The organism is Paraburkholderia youngii, assembly GCF_013366925.1.
Classification (GTDB): domain Bacteria; phylum Pseudomonadota; class Gammaproteobacteria; order Burkholderiales; family Burkholderiaceae; genus Paraburkholderia; species Paraburkholderia youngii.
Window position 1 is genome coordinate 2527003 of the sequence record NZ_JAALDK010000001.1, and the last position, 23102, is coordinate 2550104.

Annotated in this window: 15 protein-coding genes and 2 pseudogenes; 4 read left to right on the forward strand and 13 right to left on the reverse strand. The window is 63.4% G+C overall.

What is annotated here, in order from left to right:
* Positions 1 to 59 precede the first annotated feature (59 nt).
* The 4 genes and pseudogenes from G5S42_RS11765 (at position 60) to G5S42_RS11780 (ending at position 3766) form a co-directional block, all read left to right on the forward strand.
* The gene (locus G5S42_RS11765; RefSeq protein WP_176106893.1) at positions 60 to 1151 is read left to right on the forward strand and encodes an alcohol dehydrogenase family protein; all 1092 of its coding nucleotides are present in this window, start codon (positions 60 to 62) and stop codon (positions 1149 to 1151) included.
* A 228-nt stretch (positions 1152 to 1379) separates the two neighbouring features.
* Positions 1380 to 1829 (forward strand): hypothetical protein, encoded by a 450-nt coding sequence (locus tag G5S42_RS11770; RefSeq protein WP_176106894.1) that lies wholly within the window; start codon positions 1380 to 1382, stop codon positions 1827 to 1829.
* A gap of 45 nt (positions 1830 to 1874) precedes the next feature.
* Positions 1875 to 2189 (forward strand): annotated as a pseudogene (locus G5S42_RS11775) (lysozyme family protein); the annotation flags it as partial.
* 1172 nt (positions 2190 to 3361) lie between these two features.
* Positions 3362 to 3766, forward strand: coding sequence for a hypothetical protein (locus G5S42_RS11780; RefSeq protein WP_176106896.1), 405 nt, complete (start codon positions 3362 to 3364; stop codon positions 3764 to 3766).
* Positions 3767 to 3822: 56 nt separating this feature from the next.
* Here the strand turns inward: G5S42_RS11780 and G5S42_RS11785 are convergent, their stop codons facing one another.
* From G5S42_RS11785 to G5S42_RS11845, 13 genes and pseudogenes are all read right to left on the reverse strand, one after another.
* Entirely contained in the window at positions 3823 to 5220 is a 1398-nt protein-coding gene (locus tag G5S42_RS11785) for an aspartate aminotransferase family protein (RefSeq protein WP_176106897.1), read from the reverse strand.
* Between the two features lie 44 nt (positions 5221 to 5264).
* On the reverse strand, positions 5265 to 6788 hold the full coding sequence (locus tag G5S42_RS11790; protein ID WP_176106898.1) for an NAD-dependent succinate-semialdehyde dehydrogenase: 1524 nt from the start codon (positions 6786 to 6788) through the stop codon (positions 5265 to 5267).
* A 168-nt stretch (positions 6789 to 6956) separates the two neighbouring features.
* Positions 6957 to 7448, reverse strand: coding sequence for an Lrp/AsnC family transcriptional regulator (locus tag G5S42_RS11795; protein WP_013092605.1), 492 nt, complete (start codon positions 7446 to 7448; stop codon positions 6957 to 6959).
* A 7-nt stretch (positions 7449 to 7455) separates the two neighbouring features.
* A complete protein-coding gene (gene doeB, locus G5S42_RS11800; protein WP_176106899.1) occupies positions 7456 to 8481 on the reverse strand; it encodes a N(2)-acetyl-L-2,4-diaminobutanoate deacetylase DoeB in 1026 nt (341 codons plus the stop codon).
* A gap of 53 nt (positions 8482 to 8534) precedes the next feature.
* Positions 8535 to 9539: a cyclodeaminase gene (locus tag G5S42_RS11805; RefSeq protein ID WP_176106900.1), complete on the reverse strand. Its 1005-nt coding sequence runs from the start codon at positions 9537 to 9539 to the stop codon at positions 8535 to 8537.
* Positions 9536 to 10567: a hydroxyectoine utilization dehydratase EutB gene (gene eutB / locus G5S42_RS11810; RefSeq protein WP_176106901.1), complete on the reverse strand. Its 1032-nt coding sequence runs from the start codon at positions 10565 to 10567 to the stop codon at positions 9536 to 9538. Before eutB ends, G5S42_RS11805 begins: the two co-directional genes overlap by 4 nt.
* 182 nt (positions 10568 to 10749) lie before the next feature.
* Complete coding sequence (ehuR, locus tag G5S42_RS11815; RefSeq protein ID WP_176106902.1) at positions 10750 to 12147, reverse strand: MocR-like ectoine utilization transcription factor EhuR; 1398 nt, start codon at positions 12145 to 12147, stop codon at positions 10750 to 10752.
* A gap of 234 nt (positions 12148 to 12381) precedes the next feature.
* Positions 12382 to 12917, reverse strand: a pseudogene (locus G5S42_RS11820) (chromate transporter).
* Positions 12918 to 12961: 44 nt separating this feature from the next.
* Positions 12962 to 13585, reverse strand: a complete 624-nt coding sequence (locus G5S42_RS11825; RefSeq protein ID WP_176106903.1) for a chromate transporter — start codon at positions 13583 to 13585, stop codon at positions 12962 to 12964.
* 9 nt (positions 13586 to 13594) lie between these two features.
* On the reverse strand, positions 13595 to 15223 hold the full coding sequence (locus G5S42_RS11830; protein WP_176106904.1) for an efflux transporter outer membrane subunit: 1629 nt from the start codon (positions 15221 to 15223) through the stop codon (positions 13595 to 13597).
* Entirely contained in the window at positions 15220 to 18534 is a 3315-nt protein-coding gene (locus G5S42_RS11835; protein ID WP_176106905.1) for an efflux RND transporter permease subunit, read from the reverse strand. The genes G5S42_RS11830 and G5S42_RS11835 overlap by 4 nt, the downstream gene beginning before the upstream one ends.
* Positions 18531 to 21656, reverse strand: a complete 3126-nt coding sequence (locus G5S42_RS11840) for an efflux RND transporter permease subunit (protein ID WP_176106906.1) — start codon at positions 21654 to 21656, stop codon at positions 18531 to 18533. Before G5S42_RS11840 ends, G5S42_RS11835 begins: the two co-directional genes overlap by 4 nt.
* A gap of 15 nt (positions 21657 to 21671) precedes the next feature.
* Positions 21672 to 22943 carry an efflux RND transporter periplasmic adaptor subunit gene (locus G5S42_RS11845; RefSeq protein WP_176106907.1) on the reverse strand — a complete coding sequence of 424 codons (1272 nt, stop codon included), beginning with the start codon at positions 22941 to 22943 and terminating at the stop codon, positions 21672 to 21674.
* Positions 22944 to 23102 lie beyond the last annotated feature (159 nt).

Sequence of the window (23102 nt, forward strand, 5' to 3'; positions counted from 1 at the left end):
GGGCGTCGTGCCCGCATCGACTCGCGGAGCACGATGCCCGTCTCAACACGAGGGGAAACATGCTGCCGAAAACGATGAAGGCCGTCGTGCTGACCGGGCACGGCGGCCTCGACAAACTGGTCTATCGCGGCGACGTGCCGGTGCCGTCCTGTGCGGCCGGCGAAGTACTGATCGATGTGACCGCATGCGGTCTCAACAATACCGACGTGTGGGTCCGCGAGGGCGCCTACGGCACCGACGACGACCCGCAAGCGGTTTCGACGTGGCGACGCGGCCGCTCGACGCTGACGTTTCCGCGCATTCAGGGCGCGGATATCGTCGGCCGCGTGGTCGCGGTGGGTCGCGGCGTCAGCGATGCACGGATCGGCGAGCGCGTGATCGTCGACGCGTCGATCTACAACCGCGACGACGACAGCCTCGCCGATATCGACTACATCGGCCACGGCCGCGACGGGGGGTACGCTGAATACACGGCCGTGCCCGCGGACAACGCGCATCGCGTCGACTCCACGTGTTCCGACGCCGAGCTCGCGACGTTCTGGTGCGCTTATCACACCGGCGAGCAGATGATCGAACGCGCGGCCGTCAAGCGCGGCGAAGCGGTGCTGATTACCGGTGCGTCCGGCGGCGTCGGCTCGGCCATCATTCAGCTGTGCCGCGCGCGCGGCGCAGTTCCGTATGCGGTGGTCAGCAAGGGCAAGGAAGAAGCGGTGCTCGCGCTCGGCGCGCAACGCGTGATGCTGCGCGACAGCGGCGACTTCGTCGCGGACGTCGAACGGATGACCGACGGCCGGCCTGTCGACGTGGTTGCCGATCTGGTTGGCGGGGCGCTGTTCGGCAAGCTGTTGAACGTGCTGCGGCCAGAGGGGCGATACACGACCGCGGGCGCGATCGCAGGGCCGGTCGTGCAACTCGACTTGCGCACGATGTATCTGAAGCAGTTGCAGTTGAATGGATCGTCGCAGGGCACGCGCGGCGCGTTCAAACGCGTGCTCGACTATATTCAGAGCGGTACGATTCGGCCGGTTCTCGCAGCGACTTATCCGCTGTCGAAGTTTCATGAGGCGCAGACGCGGTTTATTGAAAAGCGCTTCGTGGGGAATATCGTTGTGATTCCGGATCGGCATTACGGCGACGAAGCTTCGCATTAACTCTCATTGCGATTAAACACTGGCCGATGCATTACGGCCCTTCCCAGCTCTAGCCGCACACTGTCACCCTCCGAGCCCGCCCGCCCCTCATGGCGGGCTTTCTTTTTCGCGCGTAGCAGTCGTCGTCAATGTTTTTCAAGACAGTCTTATCTCGATTTAAAGCTGTTGACGTGGTTCGTTTCGATGGGTAAGTATCCGACATCGCCTGGAAAATTCATGAGGAATCCAATGGAGAAACGGAATCAGGATGGCACTGGAAAGAAGATGCCGGACGAGGAGGTCTGTGACCTTTGTCGCATTACCTATTCGATCTACGCCAACTTCCCGCCGATGCCGTCGGCACAGGCTATGAATGCAGAAACCGGAGAGTTCTTTCCCTTTGATCGGCTGCGTTCGCTATCAACCGGTTATGACATGGCTAAAGCGCTAGGTTACGCATGGGCGTGTGATTGTCGCGGACGCACCCCGGTCACCAGGCGTATCAACTACAACGAGCAATTCCAACTTCTCGACACTCACACGGGTAAGCCTTTAGTCAACATTGAATATGCCGTCGAACGGGCAAGCGGCGATATAGAACATGGAATGACCGACGCGAGCGGCTATACGCACCGTCTTTCCATGACCAGTTCGGCTGAAGAAATCAATATTTATTGCAACGGCGCGAAAGATGCCTAAGACAACGCGAAGTACGGGTGGTATCCGGGAAATACGACGTGGACCTTTACCGACGAATCAACTCACCCGGGGCCGGGTAAAGATGGACACACTACCGCTGCCGGTCTGTACCAGATTAACAGAGCCGCGTGGACCGAACATGGCAAAAAGGCGATGGGTCTCGACGATTTTTCGCCGCACACTCAGGACCTTATCGCGGTTGAAGACGTTCGCGTCCACAATGTAATTGACTTGGTGATAGCCGGAGACATTAAGCATGCCATTGAGAAGCTAAAGCCTCATGAATGGGTGTCCTTTCAGGTTCATGACTTTGCGACTCTAAAGGCGTGGTTTATTGCGGGCGGCGGGACACCAAAATGAAAAATACTGCTATCGCGCTACTACTCGCAGGCCTTACGACTGGTCATGCAGTTGCCTCAGAAATCTTGTTCGAGAATCGAACTGAAGACTCAACGAGCGGATGGGATCACGTCACTCATGCGTTCGCAAGCGCATTGATGAGACATGAAGAGCGAGCGCAGGATTTAACTGGCTATGCACAAGCGGACGAGATACCGAAGGACCCAAGCACAAGGCTCGTATGGAAGACCGTCCCAATTAGCCTTAGGGGGCGGGAAATCCGATTCGTGCGGCCCACCTTGGACCCATATTTTGCACCTTTCTATGGCGCCCATCAATTCCAGCACTGGCTTGTTTCTAACGGGCGCATCCTGCATGAAGGAAATGCTGATGTTTTTCAGATCTTGCAAGTGGAGCATGGTGGAATGCGAGACATCGCAGAGACGGCTTGTACGGCGATAACGTGTTACACAACCCGGTTTCGCTTCAATCAGAGAAGCGGTCGCTACGAAGCAGCATCTTGTCGTGCAAGCACAATTTCCAGCGGTTCTGATGTGGGTCCATGTACCTATAGCCGTCAGTGACAAGGCGGCGCGAAGCCGCCGCCATCCGAGGAGGAGCGTGCCAATGCATCGTCACAACGCTGTCGGCTCTCGCCGGGCCAAATTCCTGGGTTATTAAATGAAAAGACTGCTTCCGCTCTTGTCGTGTCTCCCGCTTACTGCTTTCGCACTAAATGGTACGAGCTCAGTCGATTTCGATTCATCTATCATGCCGCTATTAAATCAGAACGCAGACTTAAGAGAACTCGTTCTCTGCAGCTTCGATATCGTCAGCGATCCAATGGGAACGCGAATTGGAGACGTTCAAATCGAAAGCTTTAGGGGGTTTCCCGAATCGGGCCTTATTCGATGTGGGCAAACTGGCGCGGGAATTCAGGTTCAAAACCAGTAGTTCTGACGATAAACACGCGTATAGATTTTATCGACTCGCGCGGCAGGAAGGTCAATGGAAGTTTGCTTAAGGCAGTCCGCATTGAAGAGCATATCGATAGCGTGACGATAGGACCTGCGGAACAAGGGCAACCGGAGTCCGTTCCGGGAGGACTAAAGCACGGCATAGATTTAAAGGCATGCTCTTCCAGATCTTCTAGATCTTGAATCGTGAATAAAAGGATCTGTGCTCAAAGATTTATGACTACGCTCGTCGGAGCGCTATTGATTCCGACCGCTTATGCGGATGGATCGGTCAGTTTTCACGGCGACATTGTTCCAATGCTCAAGGCGCGCGCTGAATTGGAACAGTTCATAACTGAAAACTTTTCGGTTACGGATACGGGATGGGGAAACAGGATAGGTAGCGCGACAATGCCGCATATGGGCGGTGCTCGGATGGGACCGTATAAATTTCAAGCCGTGTGGCATAGCTCCCACGGTGACGTCCCAGTTACGTTGATAATCGACACGAAGATCCGATTTCTCGACAGACACCAGCACGAAATCGTGGGCGGTGATCTGCGCGAAACACGATCGGTCAGCGAAACCTTGGATTCTATCGAAATTGAACCGCCTGACATCAATTCCGCCCGAAGTAAATAAAAGCCCCGACCACAAACCACATCCCAGCAGCCGGGGCTTTCTCACACCTCAGTTCATCAAAGCGAAGCAGCCGGCGCAAACACCTGCGACGCAACCTCATCCACCGCTTCGCGCGTCAACTTGACGATCTCGTCGACATCACTGCGTGACGTCACCAGCGGCGGCGCAAAGCCGAGAATGTCGCCATGCGGCATCGCCCGCGCGATCAGTCCGCGCTGCATCGCGGCAGCCGACACACGCGGCCCCACCTTCAGCGCCGCATCGAACGGCGTGCGGAGATGCTTGTCGGCCATGAACTCCAGCGCGGCTAGCATACCCTCGCCGCGCACCTCGCCAACGAGCGGATGCGAGTCGAACGCCGCGTGCAGTTGCTGGAGCAGATAAGCGCCGGTTTGCGCCGCATTCTGCGTCAGGTTCTCGCGCTCCAGAATGTCGAGGTTGGCGAGCGCCGCGGCCGCGCAGATCGGATGGCCCGAATAGGTCCAGCCATGCCCCAGCGCGCCCGATTCCTGCGATGCCTTATCGATCACATCCCACACGCCCTCGCTGACGATCACGCCCGACAGCGGCGCATACGCACTCGTCAAACCCTTCGCGACGGTGATCAGATCCGGCTGAATGCCGTAGTGCTGTGCGCCCATCTTCGAGCCGAGCCGGCCGAAGCCGCACACCACTTCGTCGCAGATCAGCAGAATGTCGTGCTTCTCCAGCACCTGCTGGATCGCCGGCCAGTAACCGGCCGGCGGCGGTACGATGCCGCCCGTGCCCATCACCGGTTCGCCGATGAAGGCCGCGATCGTATCGGCGCCTTCATGCGCGATCAGCTTTTCGAGTTCGTCGACGCAGTACGCGACGAACTGCGTTTCGTTCATGCCCGCCGGCGCGCGACGATACCAGTGCGGACACACGGTGTGCTTGACGCGCTCGACCGGCAGATCGAAGAACTGATGGAAGCTCGGCAAGCCCGTGAGGCTACCGGTGACGATACCCGAGCCGTGATAGCCACGGTCGCGCGAAATGATCTTCTTCTTGTTTGGGCGGCCCTTCACGTTGTTGTAGTACCAGACGAGCTTGATCTGCGTTTCGTTTGCGTCCGAACCCGACAAGCCGTAGTACACCTTCTTCATGCCCTTCGGCGACCAGTCGATGATGCGCGACGACAGCTCGATGATCGTATCGGTCGAGTGGCCGACATACGTGTGGTAGTACGCGAGCTTCTTCGCCTGCTCGTAAATCGCGTCTGCCACTTCGGTGCGGCCGTAGCCGATGTTCACGCAGTAAAGGCCGGCAAATGCATCGATAAACGATTTGCCTTGATGGTCCTCGATACGGATGCCCTTCGCGCCGGTCACGATCCGGCCCGGCAGCGCGCCGCTCGCGTGATCGTGCGCGTGCGTCGACGGATGCATGAAGTGTGCGCGATCGGCGCTCAGCAGTTGATCGAATTGAGTCATGTGTCGCTCCCTCGTGTGATGTCTTGATGAATGAAACAGTAGGTTCAGGCCGTTGCGTCCGTCGCCATCGCGTGTGCCGCGGCACGAGCGGGGGCGCTGTCGCTGACCGGCAAGCCGAGCTGGCCAAGGCAGAAATAACGTGTCTCGACGAACGGCTCGAAGCCTTCGACGCCGCCTTCGCGTCCCAGCCCCGACGACTTGATGCCGCCGAACGGAATCGGCGCGCCGGTAAACTTCGCGCCGTTGATGGACACCATCGCGAAGTCGAGTCGGCGGATCAGTTGAAACACGGTGTTCAGATCTTTCGCGCACACGTAGGCGGCGAGTCCGTACTCGGTGTCGTTCGCGCGTTCGACCACTTCGTCGAGCGAATCGAACGGCGTGACCGCCGAGATCGGCGCGAAGTTCTCTTCGTCATAGATGCGCATGCCGGGCGCAGCATCGGCCACCACGGTCGGCTCGAAGAACCAGCCGCCGCGCTCGTGCGCCGAGCCGCCCACCGTGATGCGCGCGCCCTTCTCGCGCGCGTCGGCGACGCGCTGCACGGTCGAGTCGAACGCGGCCTGGTGCATCAGCGGGCCCACGTCCACGTGCGGGTCGAATGCATTGCCCACTTTCAACGCCCTCACGGCATCGCTGTATTGCGCCACGAATGCTTCATACAACGAACGCGCAACGAAGATCCGGTTCGCCGCGCAGCAGTCCTGGCCCGAGGTCTGGAACTTCGCAGCCACCGCCACGCGCACGGCTTGTGCGAGGTCCGCATCTTCGGTCACGATGAAAGGCGCGTTGCCGCCCAGTTCGAGCGCGGTCTTCTTGATGCCTGCCTGCGCGGCCGTTTGCATCACCAGTGCACCGACGCGCGTCGATCCGGTGAAGCTGACCGAGCGCACGCGGCTATCGGAAACCAGCGTTTCCATCGCCATTTGCGGCTCGCCGAGCACCACGTTGAACACGCCTGCCGGAAAGCCGGCTTCTTCGGCGAGTTGCGCGAGCGCGAGTGCGGAGAACGGCGTCTCGTGCGCGGGCTTCGCGACCACCGTGCAACCTGCGGCCAGCGCGGCAGCGGCCTTGCGCGTGAGCATTGCGCACGGGAAATTCCACGGCGTGATCAGTGCGGCGACGCCGACCGGCTCGATGATCGTGCCAAGATGCGCGCCATCGATATGCGTCGGAATCGTGCGCCCATTCAGGCGCCGCACTTCATGCGCGAACCATTCGACGAAGCTCGCGCCATACGCGATTTCGCCGCGCGCTTCGGCAAGCGGCTTGCCCTGTTCGAGCGACAGGATCGCAGCGAGATCCTGCTGATGACGCAGGATCAGTTCATGCCAGCGCAATAGCAGCGCCGAGCGTTTGGCGACCGGCACCCAGCGCCACGTGTCGAACGCGCGCTGCGCGGCATCGACTGCGGCGGTGATCTGCGCCGCGTCGAGCATCGGCACATGGCCGAGTACTTCCTGATTCGCGGGATTCTGCACTGCGACGCTCGCGGCGCTCGCGCTATGGACCCAGCGTCCATCCACGTAGCACAGCGATTTGAATAGGACCGGATGACCCAGCAACATGACGACCTCCTGTGTGCGATGTCTCTGCTATCACTGTAGGTCCTCGGGCACTGCGGATTTTTTTGTTGTCGCGGTTGGAAAACTGCGTTTTTTCTGCAATTCGCCCCGTGATTGATGTTTTTTCGGGCGGGACTTTTGACCGTATTTGGACCGCATTTACAGCGCCATTCAACCGTTCTCGCCAATCGATTGTTCCGCCCAATCAGGCAGTCCTTCGGCGCCGCTTTTCACCACCTTCGTGACGATATAGGTGAAGTACTTTTCGATGCCCAATTCGTCGGTGAGCAACGTATCGATGAAGCGCTGATAGTGGTCGATATCGCGCGACAGCACGTGCATCACATAGTCGACGCCGCCGCCAGTCGCGAGGCATTGCACGACTTCGGGCGCGGCCGCGATGCGCTCCTCGAAGCGCCGCATGTCCGGTGCGGTATGACGCGCTAGCGTCACCTCGACCACCACGCGGCTGCCTTTGAACGCGCGCACCCAATCGATATCCGCGCGATACCCGCGAATCACGCCCTCTTCTTCGAGGCGCTTCACGCGCTCCCATGCCGGCGAAATCGACAGATTGATTTCTTCGGCGAGGCGCGACTTCGTGATTCGTCCGTCGCGCGCGAGAATGCGCAGAATCGCGAGATCGTAGCGGTCGAATTTCATCGCGCGTTCAGACCGTTACCGGTATGCCACGTTCGAGCACGTCGGCGACCACCGCAACCGTATCGCCGATCCGCACCAGCCCCGGAAAATGCCGCGCGGCGAGCATGCCCGCGCGTCGCGCGCGATATTCGATCGGCGCGGCACCGGTGCGATTCGCATCGTAAACCCGCGCGATCACCTCGCCGCTATCGACCATCTCGCCGAGGTCCTTGCACAATTCGAGCAGACCATCGTGCTCGCTCGTCGTGTAGCAGGTGCCATCGGGCATATCGAGCAGCGTGGTCGTGCGTGGCGCGTTACGGCTCGATTCGTCCTGCTCGATGATCCCCGCATGCTGCAGAAAGCCGCGCACACCACGCTCGGTAATCGCCACGCTCTGCACCGTTGCGGTACCGCCGCCGCCAAGCTCGGTCGACACGAACACCTTGCCGGCTTCCTCGACGGCCGTGTCGTAAAGCCCGACGCTATCTAGCTCGAGCATCCGCATCGAGTACGGCGCGCCGAACGCGCGCATCGCCGCTTCGCAGCGCGCCTGCTGCGTCGCGTCGGGCAGTACGTGAATCGCGGCGAACGGCACGAAGTCGAGCGTGCGGCCGCCCGCGTGCAGATCGAGCACATAGTCGGCGAGCGGCAGCAGATAGCGCTGAAAATAATCGGCGATCTTCTCGGTCACGGTGCCCTCAGGCTTGCCCGGAAAGCTGCGATTCAGATTGCCGCGATCGATCGGCGACGTGCGCGTGCCCGCGCGAAACGCCGGAAAGTTCATGAACGGCACGATGATCACACGCCCGCGCACGTCACTCGCCTTCAAGGTGGCGGCGAGCTTCGACAGCGCGATCGGCCCTTCGTATTCGTCACCGTGATTGCCGCCCGTTAGCAGCGCGGTCGGTCCCTCGCCGTTGCGGATCACGGTGATGGGGATCATCTCCGCGCCCCACGCGGAGACGTCGTGAGAATGAGGCAGCTTCAGGAAACCATGCTGTTCGCCGTCGGCGTTGAAATCGACCGTCGGTTGAATCGGGGATGCCCGCATCTGTGCTACTCCTTCGTGAGCCGCTTGTGCGGCGTTTTACCGTTGATCGCGCGTCATTTCAGCGGCGCGTCGTTGCCAAATGTCGTCCCCGCCTTCGCGGCACGCGCGCGCTGCAAGGCGAGCGCGGCAATCGCGGTGTCCTGCGCGCCGGTTCCGGTCAGATCGCAGATCGTCACCTCGGTGTCGCTCATGCGGCCCGCCGCCTTTTTGGCTATCACCTGACCCAATTCGACGATCGCCGCATCGTCACGCATCGTGCCCGCGGCAATCGCGTGATGCAGTTCGCCGAGCACCCGCGTTTGCTGCGCGCGGTCGCACACGTAGCGCGCCGCCGCGAGCGCGGCCGGCGCGATTTCGTTCTTGTGTTCGGCGTCCGAGCCCATCGCGGTGATGTGCAGGCCCGGATGCAGATCGGCGGCTTCGATGAGCGGCGTGCGGCTCGGCGTCGTCGTGATCGCCACGTCCGCTTCGGCGAGCGCGTCGTGAACGCTGGCCGCGACGTCGCAGCGCACGCCGAGCGTGTTGTTCGCTTCTGCTGAGAAACGTAGCGCGCTCGCCGCGTCGCGCGCCCACACCCGTACGTGTTCGACGCGGCGCACCAGCATCAGGGCGCGCAGTTGCAGGCGCGCCTGCTCGCCCGCGCCGATCACCGCGACGTGCGGCGTGTGCGCTTTCGCGAGCCAGCGCGCCGCGACCGCGCCGGCGGCCGCCGTGCGTATCGCGGTCAGATAGCCGTTGTCGAGCAGCACCGCCTCGGTCAATCCGGTCTTCGCCGACAGCACCAGCATCAGGCCGTTCAGGCTCGGCAAACCAAGCGACGGGTTATCGAAAAAGCCCGGACTGACTTTGATTGCGAAGCTGTCGAGGCGCGGCAGCCAGGCCGTCTTCACATCGACTTCGCCGTTATGCGCTGGCAGATCGAGCCGCAGAATCGGCGGCATCGCGACCGCTTCGGTCGCGAGCGCGACAAAGGCGGCTTCGATCTGGTCGATAGCCGCGAGATCGAGCGGCACGAGATTGCGAAGCTCGGCTTCGCCAAGGAGCGTGATCGAGGTCATGATGCGGTATGTGGGTTCGGTAGCGGTGCGGCTTGCGATGTTTCGTTGCCGACGATCCGCCGATGCAGATCCATATCGATGTTCGCGCCCGTCACGACGAGCACGAGCGGCCCGCGCGCGATGCGCTCAGCGGGCAGCGCGCGATCGAGCACCGCGGCAATCCCCACCGCCGCCGCGCCTTCGACGACGAGCCGTTCCTGCCGATACGCATGCGCGATACCGCGCGCGATCGATGCCTCATCCAGCAGCACGGTTTCGTCGATCAGATCGCGCGTCAGCGCGTACGTGTAGCGGTTTTCGAGTCCGATGCCGCCGCCGAGCGAATCGGCCAGCGTATCGACTTCCTCGACCAGCACCGGCTGACCGACCGCGAGACTCGCGTGCATCGCGGCGCCGCGCGCCATCGTCACGCCGGTCAAACCGATCGCGGCACTCGTGCTTTTCGCGGCGAGCGCGATGCCGGCAAACAGCCCGCCGCCCGACAACGGAACGACGATGTTCGCGACATCGGGCAAGGCCTCGACGATTTCGAGCCCGATCGTCCCTTGTCCAGCGATCACGCGCGGATCGTCGAATGGCGGCACGTAGGCATAACCTTCTTCGCGCGCGAGTCGCAATGCTTCGTGCTCCGCCTCGTCCTGGCTTTGGCCGGTAATCCGCACGTGCGCGCCGAGTGCGCGCACCGCATCGACCTTGTTGGCGGGCACGAGGCGCGACAGACACACGGTTGCGTCGATACCGAGCGCGCGCGCCGCATGCGCGAGCGCGCGGCCATGATTACCGGTCGATGCGGTCACCACGCGAGTGCAGCCCTGCTCGGCCAGTTGCGCGAGCGCATTGGTCGCGCCGCGCAGCTTGAAGCTGCCGGTCGGCTGCACGGTTTCGAGCTTCAGATAGACCGGCGTGCCGGCGTGCGCCGACAGGCTCGGTGATTCGACGAGCGGTGTACGGCACACGCGGCCGTCGATACGGCTGCGCGCGCGGTAAATGTCGGCTAACGACAGATCGGCTGACGATGGAACGGACATGCGCGAGGCCCTGCATCAAAGTGGTCGATTCGCTATTCGATGCGGGCACGGCTGTCGCAGATAAACGCAGTGATTCGCGGCCGCATCGTTTTCCATGCAGCCCAGTCTAGTGTTCTAAAAAAGGATTTTTATTGTCCTAGTTCATTTCGGTCAGCGCCCGCGCAATTCGCGCACCCGCGCGATCAGGTGAAGTCGTGCACCTGCGGGTATTGCTCGAACACATCGTGCATCGTTTCGAGCGCGGCTTTGTAGGTGTCTTCGCTAACCTCGGCGCCGACGCAAACGCGCACCGCATTAGGCCGGTCCGCGTCGCGCACGAGGAATGGATCGGGCGACGTCACCGCGATGTCGCGGTTGCGCAGTTCGCGCACCAGCCGGTCGGTGCGCCAGTGATCGGGCACCCGCAACCATGCCGACAATGCCTGCGGATGCGCGCCCAGGACATATTTACCGAGCGTCTGCTGCAATTGCGCCTGACGCCGCCCGAGCCGTTCACGCTGAATTTCGACGAGCCGCGCGGCCGTGCCGTCGACGATCCAACGCGTGGCGATCTCGGCCATCGGCGGGGTCGCCATCCAGCTGCTCACGCGCAGCACGCTCTCGGCGCGCAGCGCGAGCCGGCGCGGCGTCGTCATATAGCCGATGCGCAAACCGGCCATCACCGACTTCGTCAAGCTCGTGCAGTAGAACGACAGATCGGGAATCAGGCTCGAAATCGGCGTGGAATGTTTGGCGGGCAACGGGCCGTACACGTCGTCCTCGATCACGTAGACGCCATAGCGTTCGGCGATTTTCGCAATCGCGCGACGCCGCGAATCGGGCATCAGCGCGACGGTCGGGTTGTTCAGCGTCGGCGTGCAGACGAGCGCGGAGATGCGCTCGCTGTCGCACATCTCCTCGAAATGTTCGGGGTGTATGCCGTACTCGTCGATTTCGAGGCCCTTCAGCGTGAAGCCGAGCACGTTGGCCGAACCTATCACGCCGTGATCCGTCAGGCTTTCGCACAGCACGGTGTCGCCCGGTCCCACTAGCGAAGCAAGCGCGAGAAAGATGCCGTGCGCGGCGCCGTTGGTGACGAGCAGCGTATCGGCCGAAGCCGGCATGCCGAGCGACGCGAGCCACGCAATGCCCGCCTGGCGATGATGCTCGAAGCCCGCGATCGGCCGGAACGCGCGAATCCATGGTTGATCGTCGAGCGTCGAGAGCGTCGCGCAGACCTTGCGCCACATCGCATCGTGCTCGGACGTGTGAATGATGCGCGCGATCGAAAAATCGACCACCGAGCGCTCGGCCGTATCGAGCATGTAGCTCGACATCGTTTCGGTGACGCGCGCCGCGACGAAGCTGCCGCGCCCTACCTCGCAGCGGATCAGCCCTTGCCGCTCCAGTTCCTTGTATGCGTTGGTCACGGTCTGCACGCTGATCGCGAGTTCGGCGGCGACGTCGCGCTGCGGCGGCAGGCGCGCGCCGGGCGGCAGCGACGTGTTCTCGATGTCGCCGGCAATCGCCTTGACCAGCCGCTTGTATTTCGACTCCACGCCGTGCACCGCGCGCACGGCCTCGCGCCATTGCTCGATCACCGTTGCTCCTCCGTTTATCGCGACTCCGGCTCCGTTTGAAGTCGTGTCGTCTTGCCTGATCTCCAATAGTGAGGCAAAAACGGGGCGAAAAATAATTGTCCTAGAGCAATTGGGGCGAAAAAATGTGGGGCGGGATGCAGGCGATTTGGTTCATCGCCTGAGCACAGTCACGGCGGGAAATCGCGTCAGATACTGAACGTCTCGACTGGCGAAGGTAGTTGTGTTCCCCCCGCGCTACAGCAACCCCGCAAAATGCATCAGCACAAAAACGATCGCCCCTCCCGCGATCAGCACCAATGCATTGATGCGCGTCTTCATCACGAGCACGGTCGCGATTGCCGCGGTCAGCCACGCAATCCAGCCGCCTTCGAGGTCCTTGATCAGCACATAGACGGCCGCGAGAATCAGCCCGGCGGCCACGGGGCCAATCCAGCCTGCAACGCATTCAGCCAGCGCGCGCCTTCGTGCCGATTCCATACGTGCACGACGCCATACATCAGAAACGCCGTCGGCCCGAATAGCGCAACGGTCGCGACGAGCGCGCCGCCGACGCCGCCGACCTGATAGCCGATCAGCGTCGCGAGCAATGAGCCGGGACCGGGCGCGAGCCGCGCGATCGCGAAGTCGCTGAGAAATTGCGCATGGGTCATCCAGTGATGCACGTCGACGACCTGGCGTTGCACTTCGGGGATGATCCCCTGCCCGCCACCGACGGTGACGATCGACAGCGGCGCGAAAACCGAAAACAGGGCGATGAGAGTTCTGAGCACGGCGGAAGCTTTAGGGGAGTTTGACTTGTGGCGACACAAGCCGATCAGGGCTGGCGCGCCTCGCGCACGTACTCGTAGCCAACGCTCAACGCGCCGGCAATCAGTACGGTCCACACCAGCGACACGCGAAACACCGCGGCGGCCGCGAACGTCGCGAGCAGCACCAGATAGGGAAACACGCGGCGCGGCAAGCGGCGCGCCGCGGTGATCGCCATCGACAGCGACAGCCCGATCGCACCGGCCGCGGCGCCAGCGAGCGCAATATGCGTGAGCGGAAACGACGCGATCGCCGAAAAGAACGCGCCCAGCAGAATGATCACGACGGCGGCCGGAAAAATGATGCCAAAAAATCCCGCGACGGCGCCGCGCCAGCCGAGCAGCCGGTAACCGATCCAGATCGCCAGATTCTTCACGTTGACGCCGGGCAGCGCCTGCGACAACGCGAGGCCGTTGAGAAATTCGTCTTCGCTCATCCAGTGCCGGTCGTGCACGAACTCGCGCATGAACCAGCCGCTCAAGCCGCCGCCAAAACTCGTCAGACCGATGCGAGCGAAGATCAGAAAGAGGCCCAGCGAGGTCACATCGCGAGGCGGTGTGTGGTGTGGCGCGTCATCTTCGGGTGCCGATACCGGGCCGCTGACGTGGTGCCCGTGGATGCCTTTGGCCAATGCTCGTCCTTAGTCGTTTTGATCGTGCCGCGCTTGCCGCGCGCCCGGCATGATAGCCGCAGATGTCCCCGCTGACGTAGCCGATGGAGCAGACGCAGCCGAAGGCGAGGAAGCCGCAGACGCTGCCGACGATGCAGCCGCCGCCGGATGCCGCGGATCATGCAACTCACCGGTCGACCACCCGCCGCCCAGATCGCCAAACAACGACGCCGCGTGCAGCAAGCGCGATTCCTGCACGTTCAGCGCGGTCTGCCGCGTGGTCAGCTGCGTCGCTTGCGCGGTCGCGACCGTCGTGTAATCGACGGTGCCCGCCTGGTACTCGTTGAACGCGATCTCCGCGCCTCGGTCCGCATCGCGCACCGCCGTTTCGAGCACGTCCGCCTGCTCGGCGAGAATGCGCAGGCCGGACAGATCGTCCTCGACGTTCTGGAACGCGCCCAGCACCGTGCCGCGATAGTTGGCAACGGCCGAGTCGTAGGCCGCCTTCGCCGCATCGACGTCGGCGCTGCGCAGGCCGCCGTCGAACAGCGTCTGGGTCGCGCTGCCGCCGAGCGACCACACATAGTTCGCGACCTTCAGCAGACCGGACAGCGGCGACTGCGTGAAACCCGCCGCGGCCGACAGCGAGATGTCCGGGTAATACGCGGCCACCTTGACGCCGATCGCCGCATTCTGCGCGGCCATCTTGCGTTCGGCGGCGGCGATGTCGGGCCGCCGTTCGAGCAGCGTCGACGGCACGCCGACCGGCACTGACGGCAGCGCCGGCATCGCGGTGCTATGCGTGATCGACAGCTCTTCCGGGTTCTTGCCGACCAGCACCGCGATCGCATGCGCTTGCTGCGCGCGCGCGACGCCGAGCGCGATCAGATCGGACTTCGCGGTATTCAACTGGCTGCGCGCGGTGATCACGTCGCTCGGCGGAATGGTGCCCGCGCGATCCTGCTCGGTGACGACGTCGAGAGCATGCTGATATGCGACGACCGTTTGTTGCAGCAGGTCGATGTTCGCGTCGCTGGTGCGCAATTCGATGATCGCGGTTGCGAGCGCGACCTGTTCGGAGAGCGTCGCGTTCGCGAGCGTCGCTTCGCTCGACTGCGCGCTCGCGGCGTTTTCCTCGACGGTGCGGCGCACCTGACCCCACAGGTCCGGCGCCCAGCTCACGTTGCCTTCCAGCGAACCCGAATTGACGATGCGCGTCGACGTACCATTGACGAAGCTTCCCGCTGCACTGACCGAACCGCTGCTCGCGCGTTCGCGCGTCGCCGAGCCGGTCGCGCCGATCGTCGGGAACAGCGCCGCGTGCGCGGCGCGCACTTCGGCGAGCGCTTGCTGGTAGTTCGCGTAGTCCGCGCGCACGGTCTGGTTCGACACCGCGACGAGCGGTTCGAGTTCGTCGATCAGCGGATCGTTGAACGAGGTCCACCACCTGCCCTTCGGGCCGGTCGCGTTCGGCTCGGCCTGGGTCCAGCCCGGCAGCTCCGAGTACGTGGCGGGCACGCTGACCTGCGGCCGGTGATAGTCCGGGCCGACCATGCAGCCGGCGTTGAACAGCGCGAGCAGCGCGACGGCCAGCGTCGCGACGCCCGGCAACCCGGCGCGCGGCCCCGTCATTCGTTCAGAAAAAATCTTCATCGTCATGCCTTCGTATCCGGTTGTCCCGGCGTCGCGTCGCGGTTCCAGCGCAGACCCGCGGACCATCTGACCAGCCGTGCGCGCAGACGGTCGAGATACAGATAAATCACCGGCGTCGTATAGAGCGTGAACATCTGGCTCAGAATCAGCCCGCCCATCACCGTGATACCGAGCGGCTGGCGCAGCGAGCCGCCCTGGCCGATGCCGATCGCGAGCGGCACCGCGCCGAGCACGGCCGCGAACGTCGTCATCATGATCGGCCGCAGACGGATCAGCGCGGCCGCGTGGATCGCGTCGCGCGCGGGCATCCGTTCGTGGCGCTGCAACTGGATCGCGACGTCGACCATCATGATGCCGTTCTTCTTGACGATACCGATCAGCAGGATGATGCCGATCATCGCGATCACCGAGAACGGCGTGCCGAAGATCAGCAGCGCGAGCGTCGCGCCGATGCCCGCGGACGGCAGCGTCGACAGGATCGTCAGCGGGTGGATCGAGCTTTCGTACAGCACGCCGAGCACGATGTAGACGACGCCGAGCGCCGCGACAATCAGCAGCGGCACCACGCCCAGCGACTGCGAATAGGCCGCCGCCGCGCCCGCGAACGAGCCGTGAATGCTCGCGGGCATGCCGATGTCGCGGATCGTCTCGTTGATCGCCGCGCCTGCCTGGCTCAACGACCCGCCGGCCGGCAGGTTGAACGAGATCGTCGCGGCGACGAGCCCGCTCTGGTGGTTCACCTGCGTCGACGTATGGCTGTTCCTGTACGACGTCAGCACCGAAAGCGGCACCATCGTTTCGGCAGCCGTACTATCTGCGCTGCCGGTCGAGCTGCCGCCCTTGCTATTGGCGATGCTGTTGTTGGTCGCGTTCGACTGCGCGTCCGAGTTGCGCGAGTTCGTGTTCGACGATGCGCTGGCCGTGGTCGCGCGAGTCGTCGCCGACACCGTGCCATGCGGCATCTGCGTCGCGGCCGTGCCGGTCGGATTACCCGCGGACGCGCTAAGATAGATCCGGCTCAGCGTCTCCGGATACTGCCAGTACTCGGGCGCGACCTCCATCACGACGAAGTACTGGTTCAGCGGGTTATAGATCGTCGACACGGTGCGCTGGCCGAACGCGTCGTACAGCACATTGTCGATCTGGTTCGGCGCGAAGCCAAAGCGCGCGGCGGTCGCGCGATTGATCGTCAGGTAGGTCTGCAGGCCGTTCTGCTGCAAGTCGGAGTTCACGTCGAGCAGCCGTCCGCGCTCCTTCGACAATGCGGCGACGAGTCTCGGCGTCCACGCGAACAGTGCTGCGGAATCGTCGCTCGTCAGCGTGTACTGGTACTCGGCCGCCGATTGCCGCCCGCCGATGCGCAAGTCCTGCTGCGCCTGCAGAAAGAGCCGCGCGCCCGACACTTCGTCGAGCTTCGGACGCAGGCGGTTCACGACCTGGGTGGCCGTCGCGTGCCGCTGCGACAGCGGCTTCAACTCGATGAACACGTTCGCGGTATTGAGCGCGCGTCCGCCGGTAAAGCCCGCGACCGACTGCACCGCCGGATCTCTCTGCACGATCGACTGCAACTGCGCGAGCTTCTTCTGCATCGCCGTGAACGAAATGCTCTGATCAGCGATGATCTGCCCGATCACGATGCCGGTGTCCTGCTCGGGAAAGAAGGTGGCGGGCACCAGCTTCAGCATGAACACGTTGCCGACCAGCAGCGCGAACAGCAGCAGGATCACCAGCAGCGAATGATCCAGCACGGCCGTCAGCGAGCGCGCATAGACATCCTTGAAGCGATCGAACTGCCGCTCGATCCACTGCGCCCAGCGCGCTTTCGAATGACCCGTGTTGTCGCGGCTCAGCACGTACGCGCACATCGCGGGGGTGACCGTCAGCGAGATCACCAGCGAGATCAGGATCGCGATCGACAGCGTGATCGCGAACTCATGAAACATCAGTCCGACGATGCCCGGAAATAGAATGATCGGCAGAAACACCGCGATCAGCGACAGGCTCATCGAAATCACCGTGAAGCCGACTTCGCCCGCGCCCTTCACCGCGGCCTCTTTCGGACTCAGTCCCAGCTCCATGTGCCGCACGACGTTTTCGAGCACGACGACCGCGTCGTCCACGACGAAGCCGGTGCCGATGGTCAGCGCCATCAGCGACAGGTTGTCGATGCTATAGCCGAGCAGATACATCGGCCCGAAGGTGCCGACGATCGACAGCGGCAACGCGACCGCCGGAATCAGCGTCGCGCGCGGCGACTGCAGGAAGATGAACACGACGCCGACCACCAGCAGCACCGCGATGAACAGCGTGCGCTCGGTATCGCCGACCGACGACGTGACCGACTGCGAGCGATCGATCGCGACATCCACGTGCACGCTGCTCGGCAACGTCGCTTCGATCGCCGGCAGCACGTTGCGGATCTGCTGCACGGTGCTGACCACGTTGCTGCCCGGCATCGGATAGACGATCACCAGAATCGCCGACTTGCCGTTGAAAAGCCCCGCATTGCGGATATTTTCGTTCGAGTCGCGCACCTGGGCGACGTCGCGCAACTTCACCGGCGCGCCGTCGCGATACGCGACCACCAGATCGCGATACGGCGCCGCGTGCGTGATCTGATCGTTCGAGGTGACCACGTAGCGCTGATCGCCGACGTCGATATGCCCCTTCGCGCTGTCGGCGTTGGCCGCGCTGATCGCCGCGCGCACGTCTTCCATGCCGATGCCGTAGCTATTGAGCTTGCCCGGCTGCAACTCGACGCGCACGCTCGGCAACGCGCCGCCGCCGAGCGTGATCTGACCGACGCCCTGCACCTGCGACAACTGCTGCTGGATCACCGAATCGGCGGAGTCGTAGAGTTGCGCTTTGGTCAGCGTGTCCGAGGTCAGCGACAGCACCACGATCGGCGCGTCGGCCGGGTTGTACTGGCGGTAGCTCGGATTGCTGCGCAGCGTGGTGGGCAGATCGGCGCGCGCGGCCTGGATCGCCGCCTCGACGTCGCGCGCGGCGCCGTTGATGTCGCGCTTCAGACCGAACTCGACGATGATCATCGACGAGCCGACGTAGCTGATCGAGGTCAGCTCCTCGACATCGGCGATCGTCGCGAGCCGCCGTTCGAGCGGCTCGGCCACCGTCGACGCCATGATGTTCGGGCTCGCGCCGGCCATGTTGGCCTGCACGACGATCACCGGAAACGCGATGTTCGGCAGCGGCGCGACCGGCATGCGGAAATAGGCGAGCGTGCCGGAGATCAGGATCGCGATCGCGAGCAGCGTCGTCGCGACCGGTCGCCGGATGAAGAGCGCCGGGATGTTCACCGCGTGCCCTCCGCGCCGCCTGCGTTGCGCTTAGCGCGCTCGGCGCGCCAGCGGTTCACGCGCGTGGCCATCCGGTCGAAGAACAGATAGATCACCGGCGTGGTGAACAGCGTCAGCACCTGGCTCAGCGTCAGACCGCCGATGATCGCGAGGCCGAGCGGGCGGCGCAGTTCCGAACCGGTGCCGGTGCCGAGCAGCATCGGCAGCGCGCCGAGCATCGCCGCGAGCGTCGTCATCAGGATCGGGCGGAAACGCAGCAGCGACGCCTCGAAGATCGCCTCGCGCGGCGCCTTGCCGTGATTGCGTTCGGCGTCGAGCGCGAAGTCGACCATCATGATCGCGTTCTTCTTGACGATGCCGATCAGCAGCACGATACCGATGATGCCGATCACGTCGAGATCCATCCCCGCGAGCATCAGCGACAGCAATGCGCCGATGCCCGCCGACGGCAGCGTCGACAGGATCGTGACCGGATGGATGAAGCTCTCGTACAGCACACCGAGCACGATATACACGGCAACGAGCGCGGCGATCAGCAGGTAGACCTCGCTCGATAGCGAATCCTCGAACGCCGCGGTCGCGCCTTGCAGCGACGACGTGATCGACGGCGGCAGGTCGATCGCCTGCTCGGCCCGGTGAATATCCTCCACCGCGGTGCTCAGCGACGCGCCCTTCGCGAGATTGAACGAGATCGTCACCGACGGGAACTGCGCAAGGTGACTGATCACGAGCGGGGCCTTCCTGATCTCGATCTTCGCGATGCCGGACAGCGGCACCTGACCCGTGCTGCTGGTCTGGCTCGGCAGATACAGATTGCCGATCGATTGCACGGTCGGCATCGACTCCGGCTTCGCGACCAGAATCACGCGGTACTGGCTCGACTGCTCGAAGATCGTCGACACGATGCGCTGGCCGAGCGCGTCGTACAGCGCGTTGTCGATCGTCGCGGGCGTGATGCCGAAGCGCGCGGCCAGTTGCCTGTTCACTTCGACGTTCACGCTGAGGCCGTCGGTGTTGAGGTCGCTCTGCACGTCGGACAGCGACGGAATCTGCTTCAGACGCGCGACGAGTTCCGGCACGTACTTCTGGAACGCCTGCTGGCTCGGTCCACGCAACACGAAGCTGTACTGGTTCGGCGACACGGTCGTGTCGAGTGTCAGGTCCTGCTCGGGCTGCATGAAAAGCTTCACGCCCGGCACATGCGCGACTTCCTGCGCCAGCCGGCGCGCGATTTCCTGCGCGTTGTCTGAACGCTTGTCCTTGTCGCGAAGATTGATCAGGAAGCGGCCGTTGTTCAGCGTCGCGTTGGTGCCGTCGATGCCAACGTACGACGTCAGCGACACCACGTCCGGGTCCTTCAGGACCGCATCGGCGAGCGCGCTCTGCCGCTTCACCATCGCCGCGTACGACACCGAGTTGTCGGCGACGCTGATGCCCTGGATCACACCGACGTCCTGCACCGGAAACAGCCCCTTCGGAATCACCACATACAGGATGCCGGTCAGCACGACGGTGGCGACCGCGACCATGAGCGTCAGCGTCTGATGGTCGAGCACCCAGCGCAGGCCACGCTCGTAGGCGGCAAGCGTCTTGTCGAACAGGCGCTCGCTGATGCGCTCGAAGCGGCTCGGATGCCGCTCGGCCTGCGCGCGCAGCATCCGCGCGCACAGCATCGGCACCACCGTCAGCGACACGACCGCCGAAATCACGATCGTGACCGCGAGCGTCACCGCGAACTCGCTGAACAGGCGCCCGATCACGCCGCCCATGAACAGCAGCGGAATCAGCACCGCGATCAGCGAAATGGTCAGCGACAGAATCGTGAAGCCGATCTGCCCCGCGCCTTCGAGCGCGGCTTCGAGCGGCGACATGCCCTCTTCCAGATAGCGCACGATGTTCTCGATCATCACGATCGAGTCGTCGACCACGAAGCCGGTCGCAATGATCAACGCCATCAGCGACAGGTTGTCGATCGAATAGTTGAGCTGGTACATCACCGCGAGCGTGCCGATCAGCGAGACCGGTACCGAGATGCTCGGAATCACGGTGGCGGGCACGTTGCGCAGGAACACGAAGATCACCGCGACGACCAGCACGATCGCGAGAATCAGCTCGAACGCGGCGTCCGCGACCGACGCGCGAATCACGCCGGTACTGTCCGACACCACCGTCACTTTCATGCCGGCCGGCAGCGTCGATTCGAGCTGCGGCAGCACCTTCATGATCTGATTGACCGTCTGGATCACGTTCGCGCCGGGCTGGCGCTGCACGTTCAGCACGATCGCGGGCGAGCCGTTGTACCACGCGCCGCGCTCGACGTCCTGCGCGGCCTGGCTCACGCGCGCGACGTCGCGCATGTAGACCGGCGAGCCGTTCTGATAGGCGATCACCGTGTCCAGATAGTCTTTCGGGTCGGTGATCTGATCGTTGCCGTTGATCGTGTAGTCGAGATCGGGGCCGTCGAAATTGCCCTTCGGCTGGCTCACGTTCACGTAGCTGAGCAGCGTGCGCAAATCGTCGATATTGAGGCCGTAGGCGGCAAGCTTGTGCGGGTCGGCCTCGACGCGGATCGCGGGCACGTTGCCGCCGCTCGTCGTCACGACGCCGACCCCCGACACCTCCGAGATCTTCGTGCCGAGGCGATTGTTCGCGACGTCCTCGAGCTGCGTCAGCGACATCGACTTCGACGTGACCGCGAGCGTCAGAATGGGCTGGTCGGCGGGATTGACCTTCGCGTATGTCGGCGGCGCCGGCAGGCCCGACGGCAGATAGCTGTTCGCCGCGTTGATCGCCTGCTGCACGTTCTGCTCGGCGATGTCGAGGTTCAGCGACAGATCGAACTGCAGCGTGATCACCGACGCGCCGTCCGAGCTGTACGAGGTCATCTGCTGCAGGCCCGGAATCTCGCCGAGCTGCACTTCGAGCGGCGCCGTCACGGTGGTCGCCATCACCGTCGGGCTCGCACCCGGATAGAAGGTCTGCACCTGAATCGTCGGATAGTCGACGTTCGGCAGCGACGACACCGGCAGCACGCGCATCGCGATCAGACCGATGAGCACGAGCGCGATCATCAACAGCAGCGTCGCGACCGGGCGAAGTATGAACAGGCGGGAAATGTTCATCGGCGCGGCGGTCCGTTACGACGAAGCGGCTTCTGACGCGGCCGCAGCGGGCGATGCCGCCGCGCTCGACGCCGGCGCTCCTTCGGACGCCGCGGCGGGCGCCTTCGGGCCGGCGGCGGCCGCGCCGCTTGCCGCGGCGGCGGACTTCGGATGCGCCGGCTGGATCTTCGCGCCGTCGTTCAGACGATCCGTACCGTCCGTCACGACCTGGTTGCCGGCCGCGAGACCCGACTCGATCACCGTATTCCTGCCGTCGCTCGGGCCCAGCTTGACCTTGTGCACGGACACCGTGCTGTCCGGATTGACCAGATAGACGAAGTCGCCCGGCGCGCCGGACTGCACCGCGGCGCTCGGCACGAGCACCGCGTTCTGCATCGTGTCGACGAGCAGCTTCACGTTGACGAACTCGTTCGGGAACAGCGCTTCGTCGTCGTTCGCGAAGGTCGCGCGCAACGTGATGGTGCCGGTCGCGGTCGCCATCTGGTTGCTGACCGCGTACAGCGTGCCGGTTGCGATCTCGCGCGAGTTGTCGCTCGAATACGCGGTGACCGGCAGCTTCGCGCCGGTGGACAGACGCTGCACGATCGACGCGAGCGAATCCTGCGGCACCGTGAACTGCACCGTGGTCGGCTTCACGGTCGTAATGACGACGATTCCGGTCGTCGACGACGCGGTCACGTAGTTGCCCGGATCGACGAGCCGCAAGCCGACCTTGCCCGCGATCGGCGCGGTGATGCGGCAATACGCGAGGTCGAGATCGAATTGGGCGATGTTGGCGAGATCGACCTTCACCGCCGCTTCGTCCTGCTGCACGAGAAACTGCTGATCCGCGTAGGTCTGCTGCGCGATCGACTTGCGCTCGTTCAGCTGGGTATAGCGCTCGAGATCGGCGCGCGCCTGCGCGAGCAAAGCGCGGTCTTTCGCGAGCGTCGCCTCCGCCTGCTGCTTGCTGATCTGATACTGGCGCGGATCGATCTGCGCGAGGAACTGTCCTTTTTGCACCTCCTGGCCTTCGTGATAGCCGACCTCGGTCAGATAGCCGCTCAGCTGCGGCAGCACGGTCACGGTCGCGATCGGAATGACGGTGCCGAGCTCGCTCAGCGTGACCGGCATCGAACCGAGCGTCGCCTGCGCAACGGTGACGACGATCGCCGCGTTCTCGCGCGCTGGCTTCTTGCGCGTCAGCAGATGAACCACGACGAGCGCGACCAGCACGAGCAGGACAACCGCGAAGATGATGAGCCCGCGTCGCGAGCGCTTTGGCGGCGGGGACACGGTTTCGCTCATGTTGATCTCCGGGAACGGATATTGATGTCAAGATTCGGCTGGAAGCTCGTCCTCTGACGGGACTGCGCAAAAGTGACACGGTTCGCGCGCGTTGTCATCAGTCGAAGCCCTCGGTACTGTTGTTATGAAGACGTAAGAAAGCGGGGCGCGACTTTGGTG